Origin of the sequence: Streptococcus sp. HMSC065E03 (assembly GCF_001815045.1) — a bacterium.
GTDB lineage: Bacteria > Bacillota > Bacilli > Lactobacillales > Streptococcaceae > Streptococcus > Streptococcus parasanguinis_AD.
In genome coordinates this window covers 337,380-358,914 of the sequence record NZ_KV818852.1, presented here as the reverse complement: position 1 = coordinate 358,914, position 21,535 = coordinate 337,380, and the positions used below count along the sequence as shown (strand labels likewise).

General features: G+C 42.8%; 15 protein-coding genes and 1 riboswitch. Of the genes, 8 read left to right on the top strand and 7 right to left on the bottom strand.

Annotated features, from left to right (window positions below):
- The first annotated feature begins 464 nt into the window (after positions 1-464).
- Positions 465-1,721, top strand: coding sequence for an MFS transporter (locus HMPREF3002_RS06260; protein WP_256263420.1), 1,257 nt, complete (start codon positions 465-467; stop codon positions 1,719-1,721).
- A 1,429-nt stretch (positions 1,722-3,150) separates the two neighbouring features.
- Here HMPREF3002_RS06260 and HMPREF3002_RS06245 read toward each other — a convergent pair.
- From HMPREF3002_RS06245 to pflB, 3 genes are all read right to left on the bottom strand, one after another.
- Positions 3,151-3,618 carry a threonine/serine exporter family protein gene (locus HMPREF3002_RS06245; protein WP_031575574.1) on the bottom strand — a complete coding sequence of 156 codons (468 nt, stop codon included), beginning with the start codon at positions 3,616-3,618 and terminating at the stop codon, positions 3,151-3,153.
- A gap of 4 nt (positions 3,619-3,622) precedes the next feature.
- Positions 3,623-4,381, bottom strand: coding sequence for a threonine/serine exporter family protein (locus HMPREF3002_RS06240; RefSeq protein ID WP_045759874.1), 759 nt, complete (start codon positions 4,379-4,381; stop codon positions 3,623-3,625).
- A 416-nt stretch (positions 4,382-4,797) separates the two neighbouring features.
- A complete protein-coding gene (gene pflB, locus HMPREF3002_RS06235; protein WP_045759873.1) occupies positions 4,798-7,113 on the bottom strand; it encodes a formate C-acetyltransferase in 2,316 nt (771 codons plus the stop codon).
- Between the two features lie 260 nt (positions 7,114-7,373).
- Here pflB and dinB point away from each other — a divergent pair, with 260 nt between their 5' ends.
- Entirely contained in the window at positions 7,374-8,480 is a 1,107-nt protein-coding gene (dinB, locus tag HMPREF3002_RS06230) for a DNA polymerase IV (protein WP_070665630.1), read from the top strand.
- Positions 8,481-8,488: 8 nt separating this feature from the next.
- Here dinB and HMPREF3002_RS06225 read toward each other — a convergent pair whose 3' ends face one another.
- From HMPREF3002_RS06225 to rnhC, 3 genes are all read right to left on the bottom strand, one after another.
- Entirely contained in the window at positions 8,489-10,921 is a 2,433-nt protein-coding gene (locus HMPREF3002_RS06225; protein WP_049490623.1) for an SF1B family DNA helicase RecD2, read from the bottom strand.
- 66 nt (positions 10,922-10,987) lie between these two features.
- Positions 10,988-11,638: a signal peptidase I gene (gene lepB, locus HMPREF3002_RS06220; RefSeq protein ID WP_049474354.1), complete on the bottom strand. Its 651-nt coding sequence runs from the start codon at positions 11,636-11,638 to the stop codon at positions 10,988-10,990.
- Between the two features lie 3 nt (positions 11,639-11,641).
- Entirely contained in the window at positions 11,642-12,541 is a 900-nt protein-coding gene (rnhC, locus tag HMPREF3002_RS06215; RefSeq protein ID WP_070665627.1) for a ribonuclease HIII, read from the bottom strand.
- A 136-nt stretch (positions 12,542-12,677) separates the two neighbouring features.
- Here rnhC and HMPREF3002_RS06210 point away from each other — a divergent pair, with 136 nt between their 5' ends.
- The 5 genes from HMPREF3002_RS06210 to HMPREF3002_RS06190 all read left to right on the top strand — a co-directional run bounded on the left by HMPREF3002_RS06210 (position 12,678) and on the right by HMPREF3002_RS06190 (position 19,182).
- Positions 12,678-12,968: a hypothetical protein gene (locus tag HMPREF3002_RS06210; protein WP_049471900.1), complete on the top strand. Its 291-nt coding sequence runs from the start codon at positions 12,678-12,680 to the stop codon at positions 12,966-12,968.
- 10 nt (positions 12,969-12,978) lie between these two features.
- A complete protein-coding gene (locus HMPREF3002_RS06205) occupies positions 12,979-13,533 on the top strand; it encodes a CvpA family protein (RefSeq protein WP_049474356.1) in 555 nt (184 codons plus the stop codon).
- Positions 13,534-13,606: 73 nt separating this feature from the next.
- Positions 13,607-15,946, top strand: a complete 2,340-nt coding sequence (locus HMPREF3002_RS06200) for an endonuclease MutS2 (protein ID WP_049497164.1) — start codon at positions 13,607-13,609, stop codon at positions 15,944-15,946.
- A 159-nt stretch (positions 15,947-16,105) separates the two neighbouring features.
- Positions 16,106-17,524: a C69 family dipeptidase gene (locus HMPREF3002_RS06195; RefSeq protein ID WP_045759867.1), complete on the top strand. Its 1,419-nt coding sequence runs from the start codon at positions 16,106-16,108 to the stop codon at positions 17,522-17,524.
- 129 nt (positions 17,525-17,653) lie between these two features.
- Positions 17,654-17,748: riboswitch (glycine riboswitch) on the top strand.
- 102 nt (positions 17,749-17,850) lie between these two features.
- A complete protein-coding gene (locus HMPREF3002_RS06190; protein ID WP_070665624.1) occupies positions 17,851-19,182 on the top strand; it encodes an alanine/glycine:cation symporter family protein in 1,332 nt (443 codons plus the stop codon).
- 53 nt (positions 19,183-19,235) lie between these two features.
- Here HMPREF3002_RS06190 and sstT read toward each other — a convergent pair whose 3' ends face one another.
- A complete protein-coding gene (gene sstT, locus HMPREF3002_RS06185) occupies positions 19,236-20,453 on the bottom strand; it encodes a serine/threonine transporter SstT (protein ID WP_023919132.1) in 1,218 nt (405 codons plus the stop codon).
- 137 nt (positions 20,454-20,590) lie between these two features.
- Here sstT and HMPREF3002_RS06180 point away from each other — a divergent pair, with 137 nt between their 5' ends.
- The gene (locus HMPREF3002_RS06180; protein ID WP_070665621.1) at positions 20,591-21,439 is read left to right on the top strand and encodes a mechanosensitive ion channel family protein; all 849 of its coding nucleotides are present in this window, start codon (positions 20,591-20,593) and stop codon (positions 21,437-21,439) included.
- Positions 21,440-21,535 lie beyond the last annotated feature (96 nt).

The following is a 21,535-nucleotide window of genomic DNA, read 5'->3' as shown; positions in this document are numbered from 1 at the left end:
GATTTGCATATCTGACACCTCCTAAATAAAAGAGATTAACCATCTTGTCCTCAATATTATTGTACTCCCGTTTGAAAGCGACGTCAAGCGTTATGATAAATAGTATCAACATCTAGAATGAAGTTAAAACCTACAAAAAGCAAAATAAAACAATCTGTTTCATTTTGAAATCCTTTAACGATTGTAAAATATATCCTATTTTAGAAGAGGTACGTAAGAAGTTATCAATTTAGATAATGTCAAAGCAAGAGAGAAATATAATTAGTAAACATAAAGACAATATTTTTTACATTTTTTATTATACTTTTATTAGTATAATTGGTAAAATCTTAATTAATAAAAATTATGGTCTATCTACTATCCCAATTACCTTACAACACAGGTTGATTGAATAGGATTAGATAACCGAAGTAATGTTGAAACGAATGGAGGGGGCTAATATTAAGAATTTAATAAGTGATCAAATGTCTAATAGACAAATCATCAAAGACTTTATTAGTAGTTTTATTAGTTCTTTAAGTGGAAAAGCTTTTAATTTTGCTTTAGGATTAATGTTACTGGACCAAACAAAATCGGCAATGAGTTTTGGAATCAATATGATCATCTATCCTTTAGTTAGTTTGATTTTCTTGGTTCCAATCGGTAATTTAGTAGACCGATACCGTCATAAAAAGATCTTAATTTATAATTTTATTTTTAGAATTATTATCTTTCTTCTGTTTTATGCATTTTATTTTTTAACGAATTCATCTACTATCTTATATTTAGTAATTCCGTTTGTCATACTTCACTCTGTCACAGTTAACATCAATGATACTTGTTATTCAGCCTCTATCCACGAGTTAGTAAATGATACAAAAATTCAACGATTAAGCTCTGTTACACAAACCGCCATTGCTATCGCAACCATGCTTTCCCCAGCTATTGGAGTCATTCTTTATAATTGGTTAGGCTTCTCAGGCTTTATTCTTATAGAAATCATTGCAAATATCCTTTCTTTAGGTGTCTTACTTACCATGAAATTCTTCTATGAACACGAAGAGCAAGAAGCTAAGATTAAACAGAATGAAAAGCATCAACACGGGGTCAAAGAAATTATCCAATTCTTAAAAGAAAATCAGATTGTCAAATATATTATTCTTGTTAGTGTTGTACTGAATTTTTTCTATACTTCCATTAGCATTGGAGTGCCATTTGTAGTCAAAGAGCAACTCTTATTAGATAATGCAACAGTAGGTATCCTAGAAACAATGTCTGCAGTTGGAATGTTATTAGCCAGTGTGTCTATGTCACTATTGCCAGACAAAAAAGAAAATAATACACTTCTCACTAATAGAATTCGCATTCCACTTTTTCTTCTAACCATCGCAATCGTTGGTTTGGGTATTACATTTGCAACTACTAACACCCAAGTGATTATTTCTTCCGTTGGCGGTTTATTTATGGGAATTATCGCATTCACTCTTGTTATTCTAAATATTGTCGTCATGACCTATCTTCAAAGTAGCATTGAAACAAATTATTTAGGAAGAGTAATGAGTACTTTGTTCACACTAAATACGTCTATCATGCCGATAGGTACCATTGTATTTACTTATCTATTTCAAAAGGACATAAACGGAGGTCTTATATTCATATTTGGAGGTGTTTCTCTCCTGATCTATACCGTGATAATGTTACCTCGAATCTATAGAATACTCCAAAAAGAACACATTTATTGACATTGAAACAAAAGCAGTACTAAAACGTAAAACGAAAAAGACAAGGATAAAACACCTTGTCTTTTTTCAAAATATAAATGGACTGATTTATTTTGGATTCTATTTGTGATTTTGACATGCATCTATATAGGAAACCGTGATTTGCTTCCTCTTAATCATCAAGAATTTTCTCTTCGTGGTAGTTTCTGGGGATTTGTACTTGCATTATATCACTTACTATTCATTGATAAATTTGTTATCTCTAATCGGAAGTAAAACGATACTAGGTAAAAACTCAATTTCAGGAGAAAATAAAGTAAATCTCCCCACAATAAAACGCATAGTATCAAGGTTCTTCAAAACCTAATATTATGCGTTTTTTGATCCTAAAGACTTTTCCCTATTCTTGTTTATTTTGATGTATAGTCCAGATAAAGACAATTCAAATTAGATTACGTCTATCTATTTACTTACCTTTTATTTGCTTTAATTCCTTTATCTCTTTTAGAATACTAAAAATATAGAAACTAAATAGAACTACAAATAAAAAAGATAAAACAAAGAAACCAAACGGAAGTTTTCTTCCCATACCAGCTACTATTCCAAGGGATAAAATACCGATAGCCATTATGGAAATTATGAAGATAAACCACAAGTAAATCATGTAAAACTTATAAAGATAACAAAAGGACTTATTTTTTTGTTTAGGCTTATCCTTCCATTTTAAATAAAAGAAATAAGGTGTATTAATAATTAAAATAAATAAAAATCTCATCTCTAGCACAACTTTTTACTTTCTATTTTGGATTTCCCACAAGATCTCCCAACTTCCAAATACCAAGCCAAAAAGAAATTGTTAGCATGATAAAGAATGTGAGGAACATATTATCCACCAGATTTTTACTCATCAAGCATAGTTCTCTAGCTATGTAAGGAGACACGAGGAACAAAATGCACTGTACTATAGTAATTATTTTTTTCATGATTCATTTATAATACTGTCACATATGATACAGTATACTCCTTTCTAGGAAGAATTCTTATTATTCCTATCTTTATTATAGGCCTACAGCAATTTAGATTCAATTTTTAATATGTGAAAGTAGTTTCAGAATAATTTACAAAACAAAAATAAAGTACACTTTTTAAAGAATGTACTTTATGCTTCTAATTCAGTTGTATCAATGGTTTAGCTTTAGTTTAGTCAATTGTACATAAACTTTTAGTTTTCTTCAAAAAATAAAAATGAGTTCCAATTGTTAAAATGAATCAAGAAAATACAAAAACTTTCCGCCGTGAGAAAAGTGCTAGAAACACTATTGTTTCTAGCACTCGGGAGTTTTGGAACCTTAGGTCCAAAACTAAGTCATGGAACTTCTACGAAGTTCGCTGACGTCCGTGCTCACCTAAGGAAAGTTTTAAGAAGACTTTGTTACCAACATGACAAATGCTAGTTAGCATTGGTCATTTTTCTTTTTTGATAGCGTTGATAAGAATGGTAGAGTTTCAAAACGACAGATCCACTAGCCATCCCGATGGAGATCACCAAGGCCAGAATAACCACCAGGGTCACGCTGGTCACTGCCTGACGATATTGGCCACTGACAAAAAAGGAAGTAGTTCGATAGGAAATATATCCAGGAACCAAGGGCGCGAGAATGGACAACATAAAGACCACGACAGGCGTCTTGAGAATGATACTTAAAATCTGACTAATGCAGGATCCCACGATAGCGGCGATAAAGGTTGCTACGATAACATTGGTAGGGCCTTTTAGAATATAGTATAGTAGCCAGATGCCCATCCCTAAGATTCCTCCAGGAATCAGCATGGAGCGCTGCACATTTAGGACGATTAAAAAGGTGATGATGGCAATCAAACTGGCCACCGCTTGGATTAAAAATTCAGTTAAGTTCATGATTTTATTTCATAAGGACGAGGGCAACGGTTGTACCGGCACCAAGGGCAAGAGTAATGAGGAGAGTCTCAAAGAGTTTGCTCATCCCAGAGTTGAGGTGGTAATTCATGAGATCGCGGACAGCATTGGTCATAGCGATCCCAGGAACGAAGGGCATGACACAGCCTGCGATAATGAGATCGGTATTGGATGGAAAACCACTATAGCGCGTCCAGATATGGGCTAAAAAACCAAAGACAAAGGCGGCCGCAAAAGCAGTGGCAAAAGGAATGCGCACGTATTTATCAACGACAAGTGAAAAAGCAAAGGCAAAGACAGTTGCAATGCCCGCTCCAATGGCATCGTAGAAATTTCCTCCAAACATGATGGAGAAGAAAGGCGCACTGAGGGTTGCCGCAATGGTCAACTGGAGATTGGTATAAGGAACACGCTTTTTTTTCAACTCGCTCAGGGCCTGGTAAGCGTGCTCGAGATCCATCTCTCCAGAGACTAGTTGACGAGAGATCTGGTTGACATCACAGACCTTTTCGATATTGTAATTGGTCCGCAAGATCCGTTTCATGCGCGTGACATTGGCGTTCTCAATTGAAAAGAAAATAGCGACTGGCATCGCTAAAACATTGCAATCGACGATTCCCTGTGAATGGGCGATCCGGATCATGGTATCTTCGACCCGGTGAATCTCAGAACCGCTCTCTATAAGGAGGGTTCCAGCTAACATCAGGACGTCGATCACTTGGTTGATCTGTTTTGACTCTTCCATAATTTCCTTCTTACTAAATAATCTGTTTCTATTATAGCAAAAAAGGACGAGAGACAGAACTAAAATCTAACAATTCTAGTTTGTTTCTTGTCCTTATGAATTCATTTAGAATAGCTATTGTCTAGCCCTAAGATTCGTTAACTCGGGTGGTGGTGCTGCACGGTCGTATCCTGGACGAGAAGGGTTGCTAAAAAGATCAGTGCAATCAGAATAAAGAGCCAAATAATAGCGAAAATAAATGTTAAAAACATAGGATCACCCCTTCTATCTTATTTACAGCTCTACTATAACACTCGGAGGAAGCGCTGTCAAACTCTATATAGCGGGCTCTTAAACTCTTTCAAAATTCAGAATAATCTTGCGATGAGGATGAAAAAACCAGTCGGAAACGGCTGGTTTTTTCATCTATTTGAATCTTAGCTCAATGCATCATCCATTGAAAGAACTTCGTGGAAGACACGTTGTGTCAATTCAGTTTTTTGTTCTGGAGTGAGGTATTTCGTGTTTACACAGTATCCAGAGATACGAACGATAACGTCTTCACCTGACATGATCTTTTCGTAAACATCGTTCAAGTCCATAACGTTCAAGTTAACGTGTTGTCCACCGTTTTCGAAGTAACCATCAAGGATCGTTACCAAGTTATCAACTTGTTCGTCACGAGTCTTACCAAGAGCACGTGGTGAAACTTGAGTAGTGAGTGAGATACCATCAGCTGCATAACCAAAGTCAAGGCTAGCAAGTGAGTTCAAGTTTTGCAACCATCCACCTTTCGCTTTGTTAGATGGGTTAGCACCTGGTGAGAAGAATTCCAATTTAGACAAGTTTACAGAACCATCTTCGTTGAGGTATACCCCTTTGTGGACTGGAGAGTTACCAGTTTGTTTAGAGTATGCAACGTTAGAAGTGATGGTAAGAAGTGAAACAGTTGCTTCAGCGTTCTTGTAAAGTTTGTGGCTGCGAAGACGAGTAGTGTAAGCTTCGATCAACCATTCTGCCAATTCGTTTGAACGTGGGTCATCTTCACCCCAACGTGGGTATTCACCGATTGTTTCGTAATCGTAGATGTAGCCATTTTCATCACGGATTGGTTTAACAGTAGCGTACTTGATAGCTGACAATGTATCAACAGTGTTAGCGAATCCACAGATACCGAATCCCATGTTAGCGCGTTGGTGAGTTGGCAAGAAGGCCATTTGAACTGCTTCGTAGTTGTACTTATCAGTCATGTAGTGGATGATGTTCAAAGCATCTACATAAGTGTCAGTCAACCAGTCAAGAGATTTTTCGAAGTTTGCTTTAACAGATTCGAATTCAAGAACTTCGTCACGGATAGGATCGATATCAAATACTTTGTAGTCTTTATGAACATCGTCGTAACCACCGTTCAAACCAGTAAGAAGAGCTTTAAGCACGTTAACACGAGCACCGAAGTATTGGATGTTGTGGCGTTGTTCTTCGTTTTCTGGGTCAAGTGGAGATACACAACATGAGATACAGCTCATTTCACCGTATCCGTCTTTAGCCATTGTTGTCACACCTTCGTATTGGATAGAAGAGTGTTTGTGGCTCATGTGCATACAGTAGCGACGGAAGCTATATGGCAATTTATCAGTCCAAAGGACTGTCAAGTTTGGTTCTGGAGAGTTACCGATGTTGTCCAAAGTGTTCAAGAAACGGTAGTCCATCTTAGTAACACGGTGACGTCCGTCGTTACCCATACCAGCCATAGAAGTTGTGATGAAGGTTGGGTCACCTGAGTACAATTGGTCGTAAGCTTTTGTACGAGCAAATTTAACAGTACGCAATTTCATAACGAAATCGTCAACGAATTCTTGGATTTCTGATTCAGTGTAAGTACCACGAGCCAAGTCACGTTCAGCGTAGATATCCAAAACGATTGGCACACGTCCAAGAGAAGTAGCAGCACCGTTGATCACACGGCAGACAGCCATGAAGGCGATATTTGTCCATTGGATCGCTTCTTTTGTATCGAAGGCAGGACGACGTACGTCTACACCATAAAGGTCACCCAATTTAACAACTTCTTGAAGTGCTTGGTATTGAAGGTTTACTTCTTCACGAAGACGGATTGATTCTTCATCGATTTCAGTAATAGAGTTCCAGTCGTTTGCTTTTTCAGCCATCAAGTAGTCAGCACCGTAAAGAGCCAAACGAGCATAAACCCCGATGATACGTCCACGAGAGTAAGCATCTGGAAGACCAGTTACAGTGTGAGCGTGACGAGCACGACGGATGTTAGAAGTGTAAGCGCGGAAGATACCGTCGTTTACAGTTGTAACGTATTTTGTGAAGATTTCATGAACTGCAGGATCTGGTTCGTATCCATTTTCTTTCAAAGTAGTTTCCGCCATACGGATACCACCACGAGGCATAAAGTTCAATTTGAATAATTCATCATTTTGGATACCGAAGATCACTTCGTTTTCTTTATCGATATATCCAGCTGCGATATCAGCGATAGATGTTGGACGGTTATCGTATGGGAAACGAGTTTCTTCATAATGAGCTTTCGTTTCTTCAACAATTTTTTTGATGTGAAGAGAACGTTCAGTTGGACCAGCTAGGAAGCTTTCATCACCATCATATGGTGTGTAGTTAGCTTGAACGAAGCGAGAAACGCTTGCTTTTTCTTTCCAATCTTCACCTTTGAAGCCTTCCCAGGCTTTGTCAAAAATATCTTGTGCTTCAACGACTGTTTTAACAACCATTTTTATTTTCCTCTATTGTCTTTCTAGCAACTATATCTGTTGCACTTACAATAGTAGTATACCATACAGAAATCGGTTACACAAAGGCGAATTGCGAAAAACAACAGATTCTTTTGTAATACAGTTTCAAATCCTCTGCGATACTGTACTATATTTTTGAAAACAAGCACAGTTTTTCATCAATTTTCATGTTTTCTGGAGAGTCGATTTTTGCAATTCTGAAATTTTCTTCCTATAATAGAAATAAAGGAGGGTGAAAAATGCTGATATTTCCATTGGTGAATGATACGAGTCGCAAGATTATTCATATTGATATGGATGCATTTTTTGCTGCCGTCGAAGAAAGAGATAACCCTAGTTTAAAGGGGAAGCCTGTCGTGATTGGCCAGGACCCTCGTCAATCAGGAGGGAGAGGTGTGGTCTCGACCTGTAACTATGAAGCACGGAAATATGGCATTCATTCGGCTATGAGTTCCAAAGAAGCGCTAGACCTTTGTCCCCACGCGATCTTTATCTCTGGAAATTATGAGAAATACCGAGAAGTGGGCGAGCAGGTTCGTGAGATTTTCAAGCGCTATACAGATCTGATCGAGCCCATGAGTATTGATGAATCCTATCTAGATGTGACGGAAAATAAAATCCAGAGCAAATCAGCTGTCAAAATTGCTCGCTTGATTCAGCATGCGATCTGGGAAGAGCTGCATCTCACAGCTTCAGCGGGTGTTTCTTATAATAAATTTTTGGCCAAGATGGCGAGTGACTACCAAAAACCCCGTGGCCTAACGGTGGTCTTACCGGAGGACGCAGAAGATTTCCTGAGCCAGATGGACATTGCCAAATTTCATGGGGTAGGAAAGAAGACAGTGGAGCGACTGCATAAGATGGGGGTCTATACTGGAGCGGATCTTTTAGCCATCCCGGAGATGACCTTGATTGACCGTTTTGGCCGCTTTGGCTATGATCTCTTCCGCAAGGCGCGAGGGATTCACAATAGCCCTGTCAAGAGCCATCGTATCCGCAAGTCGATTGGAAAAGAGCGGACCTACCGCAAGCTCCTTTATGCTGAAGATGATATTTTAGAAGAAATTGCCAATCTGTCCAGTAAAGTAGCCCAATCGCTGGAAAAAAACGGCAAGCAAGGAAAGACCTTGGTTTTAAAGGTGCGCTATGGAGACTTTACCACCCTGACCAAGCGAATGACATTGACGGAGCCAACACGAGAGGCTGAGCGGATCAATCGTTCCGCTCGCCAAATTTTTCAAGAAATTGAATCGACAAATACTGGAATCCGGCTTTTGGGTGTCACCATGACCAATTTCGTCGATCATACCGAGTTGCCTTTGGTGGAAGAAAAAGAAAACGACTAGTTTGTTCACTAGTCGTATTTTTTGATGTCAAAAAAGGCTGCAATCTCTTCTTCAGTCAGTCCGATCATAGGAGAGATGGTGTGGAGATTGTCTTCTGTCAGTCGATAGACAGTCGATTCATCAGGCTCAGCCTTCTTTACAACAGTCCCTTCCTTGCTTCGTGTAGACTCGACTGTATCAGAAGAGGTGGCAATGGCTGAAGAAGAGTCTTTGGTCGCCTCGCCTCCGTCCAGGTCCTTGAAGCGCTCCACCAAATAGGTCTTGCGCGCAGTACCGGTATTTTTAGTGGCGTAATCAAAGGCGCTGTATTCCCCTAAGAGGATCAGTTTGCTCTTAGAGCGCGTGATGGCAGTATAGATCAAATTACGCTGCAACATCCGGTGGCTTTGATTGGTAATGGGTAGAATCACTACAGGAAACTCGCTTCCTTGCGATTTGTGAATACTCATCGCATAGGCTAAGCGAATCTTGTACCATTCATTGCGCGGGTAGACGATTTCATTGCCATCAAATTGGATGGTCAATTCATCTTGCTTGGATTCTGTATATTTTCCTGGGAGAAGATCGGTGATGTAGCCGATATCTCCGTTAAAGACATTGCTTTCTGCATCATTGACCAGATGGATGACCTTATCTCCGTCACGGTATTGGCAGTCTGGCGTGTCAAAAACGACCTGATCTTTGACAGCTGGATTGAGAAGGTCTTGCATGAGCGTATTGATATTGTCAATGCCGGCCTGGCCCTTGTACATGGGTGCCAAGACTTGGATATCTCGAGCAGGGATCTGACTACGAAGGGCAGCAGAAGTGATTTGTTCGATCATCTTAGGGATGTGTTCGCTTCCGGCTTCGAAATAAGAGCGGTCAGCTTTTCGTTCTGTGAAATCTTGAGGAAGCTTGCCTTGGCGAATGTCTCCTGCTAGTGAGACAATGGTCGAGTCCTCACTCTGACGGAAAATATGTTCGAGTTTGGTCTGAGGGATGCTTGGGATCTGCAAGAGATCAGCCAAGACCTGACCAGGGCTGACGGAAGGTAATTGGTCGGCATCTCCCACAATCAAGAGTTTGGTATCGGTTGCGATGTTGCTGAGTAATTGATTAGCCAGCCAGGTATCAACCATGGAAAATTCGTCCACAATGATGAAGTCTGCATCCAGATAGTCCTCTAAGTGGCTGGTGTCATCATCTCCTGTCATCCCCAAATGGCGGTGGATGGTGGCGCTCGGAAGTCCTGTCAGCTCATTCATGCGTCTAGCTGCCCGTCCTGTTGGGGCAGCCAAGAGGATCGGCAGGTCTTGTTTCTTCCGAAGATCCAGTTGGTGGAGTTGGGCATAGACGCTGATCATCCCATTGATAACTGTAGTCTTTCCTGTCCCCGGTCCCCCTGTGAGGATAAAGACCTTGTTTTGGATAGCTTGGTGAATGGCCTCTTTTTGAATCGCATCGTAGCGAATCCCCAAATCTTTTTCAACCGCCTCAATCGCCTGGTTGATTTTCTCAGGGTCAAATGAAGTCGACTTTCCTTTTTCCAACAATCGACCGATATGACTACGAATCCCTTCCTCCGCAAAGAAGAGGCTGTTGTCAAAGATCTTGGTGTCCACGTTTTGGACCTTATCTTCCTCGATGAGGCGTCCTAATTCCTGGACGACAGTGGAAGGATCCAATTCTACTGGACGAGCGGATTCTAGGAGGTCAATGGTATAGCGCAGGAGGTCCTTGGCTTCGATATAGGTATTTCCAGTCTCGATAGAGTAGCTAAAAAGGCTGTGGATCAGACCCGCGCGGAAACGCTCAGGGGCGTCACTTGCAATACCCAATTCTTCGGCTAGTTGGTCCGCGATTTTAAAGCCCATGCCTTGGATATCTTCCACCAATCGGTAGGGCTGTTGCTCCACGATCTGGAGGGTTTCTTCTTTATAAAAATCTTGGATCTGAAAGGCTAATTTATTGGGAATGCCATAGTTGGCTAGTTGGGCGAGAATGCGCTCTGTTCCGTAATTCTGACGGAGTTTTTCTACAAAAGCCAGGCGGTTTTTCTTGGAGAGGCCTGTGATTTCTTCTAATTTTTCAGGGGCCTCCAAAATTTTGTCAATGGTATTGTCCCCATAGAGGTCCACGATTTTTTGGGCTGTTTTGAGACCAATTCCTTTAAAGTGATCGCTGGAAAAATATTTCACCAAGCCCTTGCTAGAGGGTTTGGCACGTTCATAGCGACTGATTTTGAGCTGCTCTCCGTATTTAGGATGATGGACCAGCTCCCCCCAGAAGGTGTAGTCTTCGCCTTCCATGATATCTGCCATGGTTCCTGTCACAATAATCTCAAAATCATCAAAATCTTCGGCATCGGTATCGCTGATGTCGAGCAAGAGGATTCGAAAAAAACTGCTAGGATTTTCAAAAATAATGCGCTCAATAGTACCAGAAAAATAATATTCCATCATTTCTTTCCTTTTATAAAGCGAGGCTGGGACATACTTGTCTCAGCCTCAGTCTGTTGATCTATACTAATAAGTTTTGAAAGGGTAGATCGGCCAGAGTCTAAAGACGGCTTGCCCTTTGATTTGTTCTTTCTTGAAAGCTCCGACCTGACGGCTATCTTTTGAAACGATCCGGTCATCTCCAAGTAAGAGATATTCATCGTCAAGCAACTTCAAAGTAAATTTAGGATTGCCATCCTTGTCCACTGTAAAGGCTTGAGCTGTATTGGCCAATTGGCGGAAGAGTTCTCCGTTTTCTTCAAAGCCTTTTCCAGTGTAGGTCGATTGCAATTTATCTTTTTTGAAACGAGCGATATAGTTTTTCAAATAAGGCTCATTGGTCTTTTTCCCATTGATGTAGAGGGTATCGTTATCATATTGGATGGTATCTCCAGGAAGACCGATGACCCGCTTGACGATGTCCTTGGTTTTGCCATCGTCATCTTTTTCACTGGCAACGACAATGTCGAAACGATCAATCGAGAGGTGGTTGACCACAAGGAGGTACTCGCTATCGGCCAGGGTCGGATCCATCGAATGGCCATCTACCTTGACCGGAGCCCAGAGGTAAATGCGAGAGGCGATGATGAGACCAACAATGATACTGAAGAGGCCCCATTCTTTAAGGAATCTCACCACAGGTGAGCTCGATGACTGTTTTGAACTTCTTTTTGACATGACTTATCTTTCTAGTAATTTCTTTGCTTTTTCTGTGTTTTTAAAATGGAGTTTGGCACAATAATCCAGAGCTTTCATCCCGTAAGTCTGAAGCAATTTAGCGGCCACTTGGTCTGATTTAGATCCTGCTCCACTAGGGAGATTAAAACCCAGTTCCTTGCCCAGATCTTCCAGATTTTGAAGGAAGAGATTGCGGGCGATGATGGAGCTAACTGCCACAGCTAGATACTTGCTTTCGGCTTTTTCTTCCAACTCAATGGCTTGCGTGACCTGATTTTTTTCAGCTTTTACGTATTTTTGGTAGTTTTTAGCAGTTGTAAAGGCATCAATCACAATTCGCTCTGCTTGGACTCCTTTATTTAACAGAAGGTAGATGGCCTGATTGTGCAGGGCTACTTTGACCGAAACAGCATTGTAACCAGAAGCGATCACTTCATTGTACTTCTTTGGAGACAATAAGAGTGCTTGGTGCTGGATATTTTCCTCAAGGAGAGGAGCCAATTGCTGAATTTTTCGATCATCCAAGGTCTTCGAATCACCAACACCAAGCTTTTTGAGCCAGTCGTGCTGGTCAGGTGTGACAAAGGATGCGACAACGGTGAGTCCACCAAAATAAGAGCCGTTTCCGACCTCATCGGTTCCGATCATGGCTAGATCTTGTCGTGCAGATGAAGTGGCAGAAGACTTAGGGTTCCCATTATCTTGCCTGAAAAAGGTCAGGTAAGGAGTGAGGTCATTGCCCTGGAGCAGGACCTTTCCAGACTTGTAGATCGAAACGGTCGCTCCCTCTAGTCGAAAGAAATAATCCATATGAGGGTTCTTACTTTGAGTGAGAGAATTGCGATAGGTATGGACAAAATCAAGGATTTGCTCCTGTGTTGGAGTGAGTGTCATACTTTCCATAACCACTATTGTACCACAAATTCAGGGAGAGAGGGAGCAAAAAGAAAGAAAGAATCCACTGGAAAATCCCTGGGAAGAGGGGCTTTGCTACTGACAAAGCTAGCCTTTTTTGGTATAATACCGTGAGGTGATTTTTATGGCGAGCTTAAATAGATATAAATTTACATTTGGAAACAAAGCGCTCACTTTAACAACCAACCATGATAATTTGTTTATGGAAGAAGTCGAACGTGTTGCGAAAGAAAAATACCAAGCAATTAAGGAACAAATGCCAGAGGCCGATGATGAAACCATCGCTATCTTATTGGCAGTAAATAGTTTGTCTATGCAACTGAATCGCGAGATTGAGTTTGACGACAAAGAAACAGAATTAGATGATTTTCGTCGCAAAGCTTTAGACGACTTAAAGGATAAATCATCTAAATAAGAGGAGATACATGTTAACTTTCTTAATCTTATTGATTTTGGCATGGAGCTTTTATATTGGCTATGCAAGAGGCATCATCCTCCAGTCCTATTATTTTCTAGTGACCTTGGTGGCCCTCTTGATTGCAGGTGGTAGCTACAAGGGACTGGCTAAGCTTTTGTCTCTATGGGTTCCTTTTTCGAGTCCCACCCAGCAATCGGTGAATTATTTTTATGCCAACCGCTACCTGTTTCAATTAGATGACATCTTTTATGCAGGGTTAGCTTATGTGTTGATTTTTGTGCTGGTTTATTTGATCGGCCGCGTGATTGGAATCTTTATGCACTTGGTTCCCCAGCCAGAAAAATTGGAGGATCGCAAGTATCAAATTGGAGCAGGTGTGATCGCCGTCGTGATAACCCTCTTGGTGATCCAGATGGGCTTGACTATTCTCTCAACAGTTCCCATGGCTTCCATCCAAAATAGACTAAATGCAAGTGGATTGATCCGCTTTATCATCCTTCATACCCCGATCAGTTCCAGTCTGTTCCACAACTTGTGGGTGACTGCGATTATCGGAGCTTAAGGAGCAAAAATGAAGAAAGGAGTGAGACAAGTCCGATTCAAGGAAGGACGCTCACTTTTTTTGTAGGAGAAACATGAATAAAAAAATCTTAGATATTCTGGAGTTTGACAAGGTCAAGCAACTCTTTGAACCCTATCTACAGACAGAACAAGGGGAGATGGAGCTAGCAGCCCTTACTCCAACTGATAAAAAAGAAAGCATCGAAACGGCCTTTATGGAGCTAGAAGATATGGAGCAGATCCTCTTGGAAGAGCCTCGCTTTGCCGTATCGACCATTCAAGATGTCCGTCCAGTGGCCAAGCGTTTGGAGATGGAGGCATCCCTCAATATCGATGAATTACTAGCGCTAAAAGCTGTCCTTCGGGTGACACATGAGCTCAAGGATTTCTACGACAACTTGGAAAATGTCCGTCTGGAAAGGCTCAATCGCCTCTTTGACAACTTGGTGGATCTTCCTCGCCTACAAGGTGGGCTTCAAGCTATCAACGAAGGAGGCTTTGTCGAGTCTTTTGCTAGCGAAAAATTGGCCAAAATTCGTCGTCGAATCCAGGAAAATGAACACCAGGTCAGAGAGATTCTACAAGATCTGCTGAAAAGCAAGGCCGATATGTTGGCGGATGCTGTGATTGCTAGTCGGAATGGCCGCAATGTTCTACCAGTAAAAAACACCTATCGCAACCGCATTGCAGGGGTGGTCCACGATATCTCAGCCAGTGGGAATACTGTTTATATCGAGCCTCGAGCAGTCGTCAATCTTAATGAAGAAATTGCCAACCATCGAGCAGATGAACGGTATGAAATCATTCAGATTCTGGAGGAATTGTCTGACACTCTCCGCCCTCATGCAGCAGAGATTGCAAATAACGCTTGGATTATCGGTCACTTGGACTTGATCAAGGCCAAGTATCGCTTTATGCGCGATTGTAAGGCAGTGGTACCAGAGGTTAGCAGCAATCGCTCTATTCAGCTCTTGCAACTACGTCATCCCTTGATTGAAAATGCTGTCGCGAATGACCTGCATTTTACCGAGGACCTGACAGAAATCGTGATTACCGGTCCCAATACAGGGGGGAAAACCATCATGCTAAAAACGCTGGGACTAGCGCAAATTATGGCCCAGTCTGGTCTTCCCATCCTAGCGGATCCAGGTAGTCGTGTGGGCATCTTCTCACAAGTCTTTGCAGATATTGGAGATGAACAATCGATCGAGCAGAGCTTGTCGACCTTCTCCAGCCATATGACCAATATCGTATCTATCTTGAATCAAGTGGATACCGCCTCCTTGATCCTTCTGGATGAGTTGGGGGCTGGAACCGATCCTCAAGAGGGGGCTGGCCTTGCTATTGCCATTCTAGAAGACCTGCGCTTACGCGGGATTAAGACCATGGCGACAACCCACTATCCAGAGCTCAAGGCCTACGGGATTGAGACTGCAGGAGTGCAAAATGCCAGCATGGAATTTGATACAGCGAGTCTGCGTCCGACCTATCGCTTCATGCAAGGAGTTCCTGGCCGCTCCAATGCCTTTGAAATTGCCCGCCGTTTGGGCTTGTCTGAGACTATTATCCAGGATGCCATGAAGATGACCAATACGGATAATGATGTCAATCAAATTATTGAAAAATTGGAGGCGCAGACCTTAGAAAGTCGCAAGCGCTTGGATACCATTCAAGAGGTCGAGCAAGAAAATCTCAAATTCAATCGCGCTCTTCGAAAACTCTATAACGAACTGACCCGAGAGAGAGAAACAGAACTTAATAAGGCAAGAGAAGAGGCCAAGGAAATTGTGGACATGGCCCTCTCAGAGAGTGACCGTATCCTTCAAGGCCTTCACGCCAAATCCCAGTTGAAACCACATGAAATCATTGAGGCCAAGGCTCAATTGAAAAAACTAGCGCCTGAGACCGTCGATCTTTCTAAAAACAAGGTCTTGAAAAAAGCCAAAAAGGCGCGTGCTCCTAAGGTGGGAGACGAAATCTTGGTTATCAGCTATGGCCAACGCGGAACCCTAGTCAAGCAACTCAAAGATGGTCGCTGGGAGGCACAAGTTGGCTTGATCAAGATGACCTTGGAAGAAAAAGAATTCAACCTCATCAAGGCTGAAAAAGAAGCGGCTCAACCTAAGAAACGTCAGGTGAATGTCGTCAAACGTTCGAACACGAGCGGACCGAGAGCGCGTCTGGACCTCCGTGGAAAACGCTATGAAGAGGCTATGCAAGAGCTAGATGGCTTTATCGATCAGGCCCTGCTCAACAACATGGCCCAAGTCGATATCATCCACGGGATCGGGACGGGTGTTATCCGTGAAGGGGTGACCAAGTACCTCCGCCGCAACAAACACGTCAAAAGTTTTGAATACGCCCCCCAAAATGCAGGTGGAAGTGGCGCGACCATTGTCACGTTTAAAGGATAATCGAAACCTAGCTGTTTATCAGCTAGGTTTTTTAAAATTTTATAAAATGAAAATATTTGAAAGTTGTTGAAAAGGATTCGCTTTTAAATCTGATTTTCAGTAGGTCCTCCTTTTTAAAAGTGCTATAATAGAGGCAATGAATGATTTGGGAGGATACGCATGCGTAAACGTGAAAGTGCAGATTCGTGTACAACGATTCTAGTCGGAAAAAATGCTAGCTATGATGGTTCAACCATTGTAGCACGAACAGAGGATTCTCAAAATGGCGTTTTTACGCCCAAGAAATTGATCGTGGTCAAACCAGAAGATCAACCACGTCATTACAAGTCTGTTTTATCAACTTTTGAAATCGACTTGCCAGATAATCCAGTTCGCTATACAGCGGTTCCAGATGCCATTCCTAAAGACGGGATCTGGGGAGAAGCTGGGATCAATGTCTATAATGTAGCCATGAGTGAGACAGAGACCATTACGACCAATAGCCGTGTGCTAGGGGCAGATCCTCTTGTAGAGAGTGGCATCGGTGAGGAAGACATGCTGACTTTGGTCTTGCCTTATGTCAAGACAGCCCGCGAAGGGGTCTTGCGTCTCGGAAAGATTTTGGAAGAGTACGGAACATATGAATCCAACGGGATTGCCATTTCAGATGTGAATGAAATCTGGTGGTTGGAAACCATCGGAGGTCACCACTGGATGGCGCGCCGTGTCCCTGACGATGCCTATGTGACCAACCCGAATCAACTAGGAAGTGATTATTTTGAATTTGGTAATCCAGATGAGTTTCTTTGTGACCCAGACCTTGAACATTTTGTCACAGAGCACCATTTGATTCTGGATCAAGAAGGGAAAGGTTTTAATCCACGCTATGCCTTTGGTAGCCAAAAAGACAAGGATCGTCACTACAATACACCGCGGGCTTGGGCCATCCAGCGTTTCCTCAATCCTGAAATCGAGCAGGATCCACGGAGTTTTGAGATTCCTTGGTGTCAAAAACCCTATCGCAAGGTGACGATTGAAGATGTCAAATATGTATTGAGCAACCACTACCAAGACACTATCTACGATCCTTATGGCCCTGAAGGAGATCACGTGAGTCAGCGGACCTTCCGGACGATCGGGATTAACCGGACCAGCCAGACAGCGATTTTACAATTGCGTCCCAATAAACCACAAGAAACGACAGGCATCCAATGGATTTCTTATGGCTCCATGCCATACAATACAGCTGTTCCTTTCTTTACCCAAGTGGATACAACGCCAGACTACTTTGCCAATACGACGGCTAAGGTAACAACGGATTCCTTCTACTGGGCCAACCGGATTATTGCGGGACTAGCAGATCCTCACTATGCTCACCATGTTGGTGATTTGGATGATTACCAAGAAACGACAATGGCCTGGGGACATGCGCGCATCAATAAAGTCGATCGTGCACTTGCCACAGGTGAAACCGTTGATTTTGAAGCGGAAAACCAAGCTATGAGTGATCAAATCCAGGAAGCGACAGATCAACTCTTGGACAAGATTTTGCTCGATGCTAGCAACCTCATGACCAATCACTTCTCCTTGAGTGATTAAAAACCGTGTATTTTCAGGTAGTTTACAAGATGTTTTCAGAAACGATTGACAAACTTTTGAAAATCGATTAAAATAGAGAAAATTACATACGACCGAATGAAGTTTGCAGGAGCGTGAGTGACTGTGAATGGACGGAACTCTGGAGAGACCAGAAATGGCACCGAAGGGGCAAGGTAGAGGATGCATCTACTCAAACTCTCAGGTAAAAGGACAGAGCGAAAAATAGGGGAAGACCCCTATTTTAAGCAGGACCAGAGTACATGTTTGACATGTGCTCTTTCTTTTTCTCTTTTCTGTCGAGCGGTCGATGAAAAAGGAGACAGAAAATGGATCATGTATTGCAGTTTTTTCAACAACTCGATAATCTAGTGTGGGGCGCCCCCTTATTGGTGCTCTTGGTAGGAACAGGGATCTACCTGACCCTTCGCTTGGGTTTGCTTCAGATACGCTATCTTCCAAAAGCTTTTCGCTTGATCTTTACAGAAGATGAGGGACACGGGGATATCTCAAGCTTCGGAGCCCTTGCGACAGCTCTAGCGGCTACTGTAGGGACGGGGAATATTGTAGGGGTGGCTACAGCGATTCAGACAGGTGGCCCAGGTGCCCTCTTTTGGATGTGGATGGCAGCCTTCTTTGGAATGGCGACCAAGTATGCTGAAGGGCTCTTAGCCATTCGTTATCGGACCAAGGATGACAACGGTCATATCTCGGGTGGTCCGATGTACTACATCCTTCACGGAATGGGAGAGAAGTGGCGACCACTGGCTATTTTCTTTGCGGTTGCAGGTGTTTTGGTGGCCCTCTTTGGGATCGGAACCATGACCCAGGTTAATTCCATTACGGGATCCCTTCAAGCTAGTTTTGGAACGGCTCCAGAAGTAGCTAGTGTAGTGATTGCGCTAGTGGTTTCAACCATCATCTTTGGTGGGATTCACTGGATTTCCAAAGTCTCTGAAAAAGTGGTTCCTTTTATGGCTGCTGCCTATATCTTTGCGACTGTCACGATCATTGTCTTGCATCTGGACCAATTGCTTCCAGCCTTGAAATCGGTATTTTCAGGTGCTTTCACAGGGACTGCAGCCATGGGAGGTTTCGCAGGAGCAACGGTCAAAATGGCTATCCAAAAAGGGGTGGCGCGTGGGGTTTTCTCCAATGAATCGGGTCTTGGATCTGCCCCAATTGCAGCCGCCGCAGCGAAGACCAATGAGCCCGTCGAGCAGGGCTTGATCTCCATGACAGGAACCTTTATTGATACCATTATCATCTGTAGTTTGACAGGACTTTCGCTCCTGGTTTCAGGTGAGTGGATGGCTAGGGGCAGCACTAGCACCCTGACTCAGGATACGTTTACAGGTGTCTTTGGCCCAGTCGGAGGTATTATTTTAACGCTATGCTTGGTGCTTTTTGCGACCACGACTATTCTTGGATGGTCTTATTACGGAGAGCGGTGTTTTGAATTCCTATTTGGTGTTAAACATATCAACCTCTATCGGACATTCTTTGTTTTTATGGTTGGACTAGGAGGCTTCCTTAAGCTGGATCTGGTCTGGGTGATCGCGGATATTGTGAATGGGCTAATGGCTTTGCCTAACCTGATTGCCCTTTTAGCTCTCTCCCCTGTCATCATCAAAGAAAGCAAACAATACTTTAAGAAATAAGAAAACCCAGATCGCTAGATCTGGGTTTTTTTGTCTATGTGAGATAGGATCATTTAATAGCGTTTTTCTTTTGGCCAGCTACTCATTTCGGCGATGGCGGTGAAGAGCACATCTGTCGAAGAGTTGAGGGCTGTTTCGCAAGAGTCTTGGATGACCCCGATGATAAAGCCGACGCTGACGACTTGCATGGCCAAATCATTGGTGATACCAAAGAGGCTACAAGCAACAGGGATGAGAAGGAGAGATCCTCCCGCAACTCCAGATGCTCCACAAGCAGAGATAGCCGCTACGACACTCAGGATGAGCGCCGTTCCAAAGTCAACCTGAATGTGCAAGGTATTGGCAGCAGCTAGCGTTAAAATATTGATCGTCACAGCTGCGCCTGCCATGTTTACAGTTGAACCAAGTGGAATGGAGACAGAATAGGTGTCTGGATTCAGCCCCAACTCTTCACAGAGACGCATATTGACAGGGATATTGGCTGCAGAACTTCGAGTGAAGAAGGCTGTTACCCCACTGACACGGAGGCATTTAAAAACAAGGGGATAAGGGTTCTTGCGGATCATGAAAAAGACGATCAATGGATTGATGACCAGGGCTACAAATGCCATGGTACCAACCAAAACAAGTAAGAGAATCCCGTAGTTGCTAAGGGCGCTTAGTCCTTGGCCAGCGATGGTCGTGAAGACCAAGCCTAAGATCCCAAATGGAGCTAGGTTGATAATCCACTCAACAATTTTTGAAGTGATGTCTGCTAGGGTTTGTAGGAGGTCTTTACTATGTTCGCTCGCTTCTCTCATGGCGATCCCAAAGACAGTTGCCCAAGAAAGGATTCCAATGTAGTTAGCTTGCTGCAAGGCGTTGACCGGGTTGTCGACGATCTTGAGCAAGAGGTTACTGATCACTTCGCCAATCCCGTTTGGAGAGGATCCTTCAGCGGCCTTTCCAGTCAGGGTAATAGTGATCGGGAAAATGTAATTGACCAAAACAGCAACGAAGGCAGCAGCAAAGGTTCCTAGGAGATAGAGAACGATGACCTTTTTCATATTGGTCTCTGTCCCTTTTTGGTGTTGGGAGAGGGCATTTGCGACGAGCGCAAAGACCAGAAGGGGCGCGATCGCACGGAGCCCCCCAACAAAGAACTCTCCTAAGAGTCCAATGCCAGTTGCTTTCGGGAAGATAAGGGCTAGGATGACTCCAAGTACAATCCCGATTGCGATCCTTTTCATAAGGTTGGTTTTATTCCAAGTGGTAATCAATCGATGAATCATGTAGGACCTCCTTAAAAAATAATTAAGGAATATTATACGATAGTGAGGGGGGAAAAGCAATGAAATTTTCAAAAAATAGCCTTATTTCCGAATATTTGATATAATCATACTATTCTTTGATAGAAAGGCCCGAATAAATGAGTCAAGCTTTCCAACGTTATTTCAGTAAAATAGACTGGACGAAGATTTTTGATGATCTGATATCAAAATGTATCTCTCTGATTTTTATCTTTCTCTTATTTTTTATCGCTAAAAAGGTCATCCATAGCCTGGTCAAGCGGATATTAACCCCTTCCTTTAAGTATACGGTGCAGGATGAAGCCCGTAAAAATACGATTCTCCGTTTGGTTGAGAGCCTCTTAAACTATTGTTTGTATTTCATCTTGATCTACTGGATTTTGTCGATTCTGGGTCTTCCAGTCTCTAGTCTTTTGGCTGGTGCTGGGATTGCTGGGGTTGCGATTGGGATGGGAGCCCAAGGTTTTCTTTCCGATTTGGTCAATGGTTTCTTTATCCTTTTAGAACGCCAGCTGGACGTGGGAGACAATGTTCGTCTCACGAATGGATCTATCAATATTGCCGGAATCGTCAGCAGTGTCGGGATTCGGACGACCCAGGTGCGGGACTTTGATGGAACTCTCCATTTTGTCCCGAATCGCAACATCACCGTCGTCAGCAATCTCTCACGTGGCGATATGCGCGTGCTGATCGATATTCCGCTAGATGCAAATACCGATCTCGACAAGATCTATCAGGTGATTGCTCAGGTTAATCAGTCTGAACAAGATAAACACCCAGAGGTGTTGATAGGTCCTACGATTTTAGGCCCACAGATCGAAAAAAATGGTCGTTATTCCTTCCGCATCGCGATGACTGCGCAAAATGGAACCCAGACGACTGTCTATCATACCTACTATAAACTCTACCATGATGCCTTGATGGAAGCAGGGATTAGCCTACCGACAGGAAAGAACGGGATCATGTAATAAGAAAAGCTCAGAAATTAGAATGTAGACAAGGTCCTCTTAGAAACTTTCCTTAGGTGAGAACGGACGTCAGCGAACTTCGAAGAAGTTCCATGA